Origin of the sequence: Peribacillus sp. NPDC058002, from assembly GCF_042886655.1 — a bacterium.
Classification (GTDB): domain Bacteria; phylum Bacillota; class Bacilli; order Bacillales; family DSM-1321; genus Peribacillus; species Peribacillus aracenensis.
The window spans coordinates 1-8,472 of the sequence record NZ_JBHVQU010000160.1; the positions used below are offsets into that span (position 1 = coordinate 1).

Here is an 8,472-nt window from a genome sequence, read left to right on the forward strand (position 1 = left end):
TACGCCCAGGCAGCAGCTGCGTTTTCATATATGGTTCCTGAACTATTGAGTATTGATGAAAACAAAGTGGAAGGTTTTTTGGAAGAAAAAGAAGATCTGAAATTATACAAACATTCTTTAGAGGAAATCAATCTTCAGAGGCCCCATATCTTATCTGCAGAGCAGGAAGAATTATTGGCGCAAGCATCAGAAGTACTTGATGCATCGGGCAATACTTTCGGTATGCTAAACAATGCCGATTTGAAATTCCCGACCATTAAGGATGAAGAGGGAAATGAAGTTGAAATCACTCACGGAAGGTATATCAGTTTTCTTGAGAGTGAAGATCGCCGTGTACGTGAGGAGGCATTTAAAGGGGTATACAGCAAGTATGGTGAGTTCCGTAATACATTTGCTTCAACCCTGTCAGGTGAGGTGAAAAACCACAACTTCAATGCCACGGTTCGAAAATATGATTCAGCACGCCAAGCGGCGTTAAGTAATAATAACATTCCGGAGACCGTATACGATAATCTCGTTAAAACGGTCAATGACAACTTGCCATTACTGCACCGTTATCTTGATTTACGTAAAAAAGTACTGCAATTAGACGAACTTCATATGTATGATCTATTCACCCCTCTTGTTAAAGAAGTGAAGATGGAGGTGACATATGATGAGGCCAAAGATTATGTCCTTAAAGGTCTTGCTCCGCTTGGGGAGGACTATTTGAACGTTTTGAAAGGGGGATTTGAAAATCGTTGGGTCGATGTGCATGAAAACAAAGGGAAACGAAGCGGTGCCTATTCTTCTGGTACATATGGGACGAATCCTTATATTTTAATGAATTGGCAAAATAACGTCAATAACTTATTCACGCTCGTTCATGAGTTTGGGCATTCGGTCCATAGCTACTATACACGTAAATATCAGCCATATCCATATGGGAATTATTCCATATTTGTAGCGGAAGTTGCATCGACCTGTAATGAAAACCTGTTGAACGATTATTTACTGAATTCAATCGAAGATGAAAAGAAACGCATCTATTTATTGAATCATTACCTGGAAGGTTTCCGCGGCACACTTTTCAGGCAAACGATGTTTGCAGAGTTTGAACATACGATTCATTTAAAAGCTCAAAATGGGGAAGCGTTGACAGCGGATATGCTTACTAAGGAATATTATGAGCTGAACAAGAAATACTTTGGAGAGAACGTGACCATTGATGACGAAATCGGTTTGGAATGGGCGCGTATTCCACACTTCTACTATAATTACTATGTTTATCAATATGCAACAGGGATCAGTGCAGCAACAGCATTGAGCAAGCAAATCCTTGAAGAAGGAGAGCCCGCCGTCAAAAGGTATCTGGAGTTCTTGAAGTCAGGAAGTTCTGATTATCCGATTGAAGTGCTCAAAAAGGCTGGCGTCGATATGACAAAAGCTGAACCTGTACAAGAAGCCATGAATGTATTCGAAGAAAAATTAAATGAGTTGGAAGAGCTTTTGAATAAATAAGATGTGAAAAGGACCCGAGCACTTCGGGTCCTTTTCAACTTATATGCATGTCCGTCATAATCCTTTAAATCGATTTCTCTGATTTACACTATGAAGAATTATGAAGAAAACAAAAAATAGAATAGGGGAGGTAAAATACAGAGGAATGAGGTTCATGATACCGAGCAGCTGGACAAATAGCGACCCTATCAAGAGTATGAGTAGTATAAAGCCTTTCAATTTGGTCACCTCCAACTGGCCGCAGTAAAAGCTCATCTGCGCTTTATTAGATAGTATGTTTTAAAATAAGCAGTATTCTAAAAATATGACAATAATGTGAAGCTGCGCACAAAGTTCTTGCTTTTAAGGTGTATAATCTGCTATAGTACAGATATAGAAGTTATCACATCCCAAACATATACCCCTTTGTTTGTTCGTCGTGAAATTTCTCCTATCCCCTTATTCGCATAAATAGATGAAAAACCCCAGCAAATTTCGTGATTTGCCGGGTTTTTTCATTTGCAGAAAAGTAAAAGGTACAAAATGACGCCGGTTGTAACAAAAGTTGTACGAAAGATTAGGAAATAAGAACAAATGATTTAATATTTTTGTGATTTGTTTCACAATTAAATTCATTCCCTTGCTTATCAGATATCAAAAACACTTATGGCTTTGAACTTAAATAGGCTCTTATTTAGCTATATATACAAGAAACAATAATTAAAAAATGAAAATTATATATTGTGAACAATTAGTGAAATGTTACACAAACAGTTGAAACATAACTGAGTTATCTGTTATATTATTTATTGTGAAGTGAATCACAAACAAACTTATACCCCTTTGTTTGATCGTGAAAAATTTCTCCCATCCCCTTATTTTCTTATAAAAAAACCATGCAATCTTTTGATTAGCATGGTTTTAAACAAAAAAGCAGTCAAATTCATGACTGCTTCTTTGTATATCTCCAAAACGTTCCGTATTTAGCAGGAATCTTTTCTGCCAACTGTTTTAAAACAAGCTTTTTCATTTCCAACTCGACGTTACTCTTATTCATATTATAAACAGTTTCAATTTCCTTTGTGGCCACTAGTTTGAAACAGCTTAAAAATTCTTCGAGAGAGGGGGGTTTTGCAGGGGCTGGCAGACCATTGAGCATATCTTCTAAAATTTGAACATATACCTCGTAAGAATAGACACCTGAAACTTTTATTCCCTCTTCCTCAATATTTTGATTGAAAAAGACAAGGGAAGGTATTTCCGTCACTTCCATTTCGTTAGTGATTTTCATGTCACATTGAAAGCCTTTGGCTGCACTGGAAGAATTGATGTCATAAAGGAATTCCTCCACATCCAGTCCAACCATATTGGCACATTCGGTCAAGACTTCGATATTGGATATATCCTTTTTTCCTATGAATACATATTCTTGAAGCTGCCTTAAAAAGCGAATGGCCAATTTACGCCCCTGCAATTCCGCTGCTTTTATTGCGATGGAAGCTGTATATGGAGAAGAGATTGGGTTTTCAGACCAAAGGCTCCCGTCGCAGGACATTCCCGAGCGGCTGGCTGTCTTTTCCCAAACCTGAGCAATGTTTTCATAATTTTTATTTTTCCCCATATTAAGAGAATCGATTTTACCGCTTAAAACATGGCGTAAACTGAACAATTGGCCATATTCTATCTGTAATTTCCTAATAATTGGTTCTAAGCCCCAGCATTCGGGACAAAGCGGATCAACAAAAACATAAATTTCAATTGGCTTTTTTCCTTTATCATAGCAATGCTGCGTCTTGATCCAATCGGAAATATTGAAAACTGGTTTTTGTGCGCTCAACTGTCTTCTCCTTTCCCGTCAGTTCCGGATGTATTGATCATATGCTGTGCCGTCAAATAGAGGCGATGATAGAAAAACTCCCTAATCTCACCCTCAAGGCCAATTTCGTCCATAGCTTGATACATGCATGAGAGCCATGCTTTCGCACGTTCTGGCGTAATTTCAAAAGGTATATGTCGAGCCCGCAACATAGGATGGCCATGCTCTTCGGTATATAGAGAGGGACCGCCTAAATATTGAGTCATAAATTGTTTTTGCTTACGGACCGTTTCAGTTAAATCGTCAGGGAATATTGGCTGCAGATCCGGGTGCTGACTAACGTTGGAGTAAAACACATCAATTAATTTGTGTAATTGCCCTTCTCCAATTAATTCATATGGTGTAGGGTTCCCTTGCATCATGTTGATTACTCCTTTTAAAGAAAGATGGTTGATATTTATTCATATTTTATCAATGACGTACTGATATAACAAATATATAGCTTAAAGAAAATTTTACATCTGTAGTATGACACAGGGGAATGATAGGAGATTACACCTTTGGGGGGCTTTCCCATTTGTTCTGGAGAAGCATATATAGACATGAAAAAAACTGACCCGTCACAAATAAACAGGGTCAGCTTGCTTTAACTTAAAAATGTGCCATAAACTTTTTGAACATAATTCTGAGTTTCTTTAAAGGGCGGGATGCCGTTATATTTATCGACATTTCCCGGCCCTGCATTATAAGCAGCAAGGGCAACCTGGATGTCTCCGTCATATCGTGCCATCATTTGACTTAAATATTTACTCCCGCCCATGATGTTTTGTTCTGGATCGGTTGCATCATCCACCCCAAGGCTTTTTGCAGTTGCTGGCATTAACTGCATAAGGCCAGCGGCACCCGCATAACTGGTGGCTTCAGGGTTGAAGTTCGATTCTTGTTTAATGACAGACTTAATCAGTTTTTCCGGGAGGTTATATAAACTGGCTGCCTGGCTGATGATATGATCATAGTTTTTGGCGGTTTCGCTGCTGCTCTGTTTGTTAGCATTGGCAGCGGATATCGGGTTGATGTTCATGGATGTTAGGCCGCTGGGTTGAAGAAAAGATTTCGTTTCAGCTTCAACATTGGATAATAAGGAACCCAATTTCTGCGAAGTGCTTTCAAGAGCATCTCCCGAAACCAGTTCCGAGAGCATGTCCTGGAAAACGGATCGAGATGAATTTTTGCTTGTGATGCTGCCATTTGTGAATTGCTGGATTGCCTGCAATTCCATAAACGTTTTGAAATCTTGGATTTTCAAACTCTCCACCTCCGAATGGGTTCAAACAGGATTATTCCTGGAATTTGGCGCGATAAAACCTCTTAACCTTATTTTCGGTTTCCCTTACCGGAATTTGAAGGGTTTCAAGGAGATTCAGGAAGTTTTTTTTCCCTGCTTTTGCATCCGTCACTTCATATTCAAGCTCAAAGTCTTCCTGATTCAAATACGAACTATGATCTAAAACAAGTAAACCCTCTTTGTAAGGAAATTCAAGGCGGTCTGTCTTTAGTGTCCCGAAGCAGGTAACATCTTTTGGATCAATTCCGCATTCAAGGATTAGATGTTGGATCTCGCCATCAGGGAATGTGTTCTGATTCAGAAATGCATATGCGGTTCCTTCATGAATATCTTGATTCGTTTCCAATAGTCCCTCTGTTGCGGGCTGTTTTAAAGTCAGCTCGTAACGCCCGTTTTTCTCCCGGATCCTAAGCGCGGAATCTAGGCTTTTCAAAGTGAATCCAAGTGTATCGAAGTAATGATTTTTCTGGGTTTTAAAGTTCGATGCCCCAAGATGAAAGTATTTGATCAGTTGACGAAATTCTTTTTCGCTTAAAAGGTTTTTAAATTCAATTTCAATATGCTGGTTCATGTGCTCCATCCTTTCTGGCTGATTCTTAGGTTAATCATATAAGAACCATTCCAGCTGTCAAATTGAATTCAATAATTTTTTGCTATTGTACTTGAATATTTAGGAATCAATTGCAGGATATGATAAAATATAAACGTTGAGCACGAAAAATGGATTATCGTATATATAGGAATTTAATACATACTTTTTGCTAGAAAAAGAAATAGGATCCAGCGGTGAATTGACATAAAGTCATGTGACTGCTGGATTTAGGAGAGCGTTCTGCCCATACCAGAGTTGAACAGGCGCTTTTTAGATAGATATAGGTGGTGTGGCAATGGAGAGTTGGGACGATTTCTTGGCGCCTTATACTCAGGCTGTCGAAGAATTAAAGGTTAAGCTAAAGGGATTAAGGAAACAGTTTGAAAGAGAGAATATTCACTCGCCGATCGAATTTGTAACAGGAAGGGTAAAGCCGATTGTCAGCATTTTGGATAAGGCGAGCCTGAAGGATATTCCCATTGATAAATTGGGAACTGAAATTCAGGATATTGCAGGGCTTCGCATGATGTGCCAGTTCGTGGATGATATCGAACAGGTAGTTGAACTATTACGAGGCCGCAATGACTTCGAGATAGTCGAGGAGAGGAATTATATTTCCCATAAAAAAGCAAGCGGCTATCGTTCTTATCATGTTGTAATCCGCTATCCGGTCCAGACGATCCATGGCGAAAAAAATATCCTTGCCGAAATACAAATCAGGACTCTTGCGATGAATTTTTGGGCGACGATCGAACATTCTTTAAATTATAAATATAAAGGCATTTTCCCGGAAGATATTCAATTGCGACTCAAACGTGCAGCGGAAGCGGCCTTCCTGCTTGATGCAGAGATGTCGCAAATCCGTACGGAAATCCAGGAAGCACAGCGTCTTTTTTCCAGGAAGAAAGATTCTTGAACGCATAAATGGGTAAACGAGAAGAAATCTAATTTGTGAGGTGGTATTACATGAAATTTGCGATAACGTCAAAAGGAGATGCGAAATCGAATACTTTAATGCAAAGGATGCGTACGTATCTTCAGGACTTTCATTTGGAATATGACGAAGATCAGCCGGATATTGTCATTTCTGTCGGTGGTGATGGCACTTTATTATATGCTTTTCACCGTTATAAGAATCGATTGGATAAAACTGCCTTTGTTGGTGTACATACAGGACATCTTGGTTTTTATGCAGATTGGACCCCTGATGAAATTGAAAAATTGGTGATAGCTTTAGCGAAAACCCCATTTCAAATAGTGGAATATCCATTGCTCGAAACGATTGTCCGTTATCAGCATGGAGGGCGGGAAGCAAGATTTTTGGCGTTGAATGAATCGACGGTCAAAAGTGTGGAAGGGACGCTCGTCATGGACGTTGAAATACGCGGCCAGCATTTCGAGACGTTCCGTGGAGATGGTTTATGCATTGCGACGCCATCCGGAAGCACGGCATATAATAAGGCGCTTGGCGGGGCCATCGTCCATCCATCAATCGATGCCATCCAGATTACCGAATTGGCATCCATTAATAACCGGGTGTTTAGGACCGTAGGATCTCCGCTTCTGCTGCCGGCACATCATACGTGTATGTTCAGGCCGGTCAATGCGGTCAATTTTCAAATTACGGTCGACCATTTGTCCTTGCTTCAGGAAAATGTAAAGTCGATACAGTGCCGAGTTGCAGATGAAAAGATCCGATTTGCCAGATTCCGCCCTTTTCCTTTCTGGAAAAGAGTGCATGATTCATTTATTGCTAATTAAGGAGATAGATTCACCTCATGTCAAATCAAAACTTTTCTTTGACCTGGTCGGTTTTTGAAGAGGATTCTGGCTCTTTATTGCGAGAGTTTCTCAGCAAATGCGATATTTCAAAACGAGCATTAACGGATATTAAGTTTAAAGGTGGATATATCCAGTTGAACGGCGAAGAAGTGACCGTAAGGGAACGGATTGAAACGGGCGACATCGTCACCGTCATATTTCCGCCGGAGCAGGCAAGCGAAGGCCTTTTGCCGGAACCCATCCCCCTGAATGTCAGATATGAAGATGAGTTTGTATTGGTGGTGGCTAAGCCCCCTTCCATGAATACCATTCCTTCCCGTGAGCATCCCAACGGCAGTTTGGCGAATGGCTTGGCGGGTTATTATAGGAAGGCGGGAATACAGGCGACGATCCATATAGTTACACGTCTTGACCGGGATACATCAGGTTTGGTTTTAATTGCCAAGCACCGGCATATCCATCACCTTTTAAGTGAGCAGCAAAAATCAGGACAGGTTAAACGGAGATACCAAGCCGTAGCTGAAGGAATCGTTGAAGGACCTGTAGGAGAGATAGTGGCGCCAATCGGACGAAAGTCGACCAGCATCATTGAACGGGAAGTCAGGGAGGATGGCCGGTATGCCTGTACCCTATTTAAGGTATTGGCACATACAGGGTCCCACACATTCCTTAATTTGGAACTCAGGACAGGGCGCACACATCAAATCAGGGTCCATATGGCCCATATTGGCCACCCGCTGGCTGGTGATGATTTATATGGAGGGAACAGGAGAGGTATCCCTCGCCAAGCCCTTCATTGTTTTGAATTGAAATTTTTACATCCTTTCATGAAGAAGATGATGTTGTTTCAAGAAGAGTTACCAGAAGATATGACCCGTTTGCTCGAAGGAAGTAAAGGGTGGGATTCCTGACTTTATATCCGGGCTGCAATAAACAACATAAATGCAAAAAAAACTCACCAAGATGGCGAGTTTTTTTGGTTAATCAAAAGATGTCCTGAATTTTCCCGCTATATATGGCATGGAAGAAGGCACCTCTTGAAGATCCATTTCGGGATAACGGACAGCCGTCAGTTTTCCACCGAAGACGCAGCCTGTATCAATATTATAAGTATGATTGACTCTTCTAGCTTCAGGGACTGGTGTATGTCCATATACGATCCATGTTTCCCCTTTGTATGATTGTGCCCAGTCTTTCCTGACCGGTGACCCATCGGGATGTTTGGAGCCATTGATATCACCATAGAGGACAAAGGTTTTTACCTTATTGCTATATTGGCCAATATAGTCACTGCGAATTCCTGCATGGGCAATGATCAATCGCCCTTCATCAATGAGTTGATAAAGTGGGGAACGTTCATACAGATCCATGAACTTTTTTCGGATCTTCTTCTGATCCCGACTGTTCAGTGATTCATATTCAGCTACAGTAGTCTCTAAACCGTGTGATATTTGAACC

General features: G+C 40.6%; 8 protein-coding genes and 1 pseudogene. 4 read left to right on the forward strand and 5 right to left on the reverse strand.

Translation table 11 applies throughout. From position 1 onward, the window contains the following. On the forward strand, positions 1-1,500 hold a 1,500-nt coding region (gene pepF / locus ACFVSH_RS19835), incomplete at its 5' end, for an oligoendopeptidase F (protein ID WP_387707454.1). 922 nt (positions 1,501-2,422) lie between these two features. Here the strand turns inward: pepF and ACFVSH_RS19840 are convergent. The 4 genes from ACFVSH_RS19840 to ACFVSH_RS19855 form a co-directional block, all read right to left on the reverse strand. Beyond that, positions 2,423-3,316, reverse strand: coding sequence for a ClpXP adapter SpxH family protein (locus ACFVSH_RS19840; protein ID WP_387596229.1), 894 nt, complete (start codon positions 3,314-3,316; stop codon positions 2,423-2,425). After that, positions 3,313-3,717, reverse strand: coding sequence for a globin domain-containing protein (locus ACFVSH_RS19845; RefSeq protein ID WP_260284005.1), 405 nt, complete (start codon positions 3,715-3,717; stop codon positions 3,313-3,315). The genes ACFVSH_RS19840 and ACFVSH_RS19845 overlap by 4 nt, the downstream gene beginning before the upstream one ends. Before the next feature lie 224 nt (positions 3,718-3,941). Further along, positions 3,942-4,610, reverse strand: a complete 669-nt coding sequence (locus ACFVSH_RS19850) for a lytic transglycosylase domain-containing protein (protein WP_387596226.1) — start codon at positions 4,608-4,610, stop codon at positions 3,942-3,944. Between the two features lie 22 nt (positions 4,611-4,632). Next, entirely contained in the window at positions 4,633-5,211 is a 579-nt protein-coding gene (locus ACFVSH_RS19855; protein ID WP_387596223.1) for a CYTH domain-containing protein, read from the reverse strand. 316 nt (positions 5,212-5,527) lie between these two features. Between ACFVSH_RS19855 and yjbM the strand changes: the two genes are divergently transcribed. Genes yjbM through ACFVSH_RS19870 form a run of 3 tightly spaced genes read left to right on the forward strand, consistent with a single transcriptional unit; the run spans position 5,528 to position 7,925 of the window. Continuing rightward, the gene (gene yjbM / locus ACFVSH_RS19860; RefSeq protein WP_034314484.1) at positions 5,528-6,148 is read left to right on the forward strand and encodes a GTP diphosphokinase; all 621 of its coding nucleotides are present in this window, start codon (positions 5,528-5,530) and stop codon (positions 6,146-6,148) included. Between the two features lie 50 nt (positions 6,149-6,198). Then, positions 6,199-6,993 (forward strand): NAD kinase, encoded by a 795-nt coding sequence (locus tag ACFVSH_RS19865; protein ID WP_053534153.1) that lies wholly within the window; start codon positions 6,199-6,201, stop codon positions 6,991-6,993. 17 nt (positions 6,994-7,010) lie between these two features. Then, positions 7,011-7,925 carry an RluA family pseudouridine synthase gene (locus ACFVSH_RS19870; protein ID WP_387707457.1) on the forward strand — a complete coding sequence of 305 codons (915 nt, stop codon included), beginning with the start codon at positions 7,011-7,013 and terminating at the stop codon, positions 7,923-7,925. Positions 7,926-7,994: 69 nt separating this feature from the next. On the opposite strand, the pseudogene ACFVSH_RS19875 reads toward ACFVSH_RS19870, so the two are convergent. Further along, positions 7,995-8,472 (reverse strand): annotated as a pseudogene (locus ACFVSH_RS19875) (hypothetical protein); the annotation flags it as partial.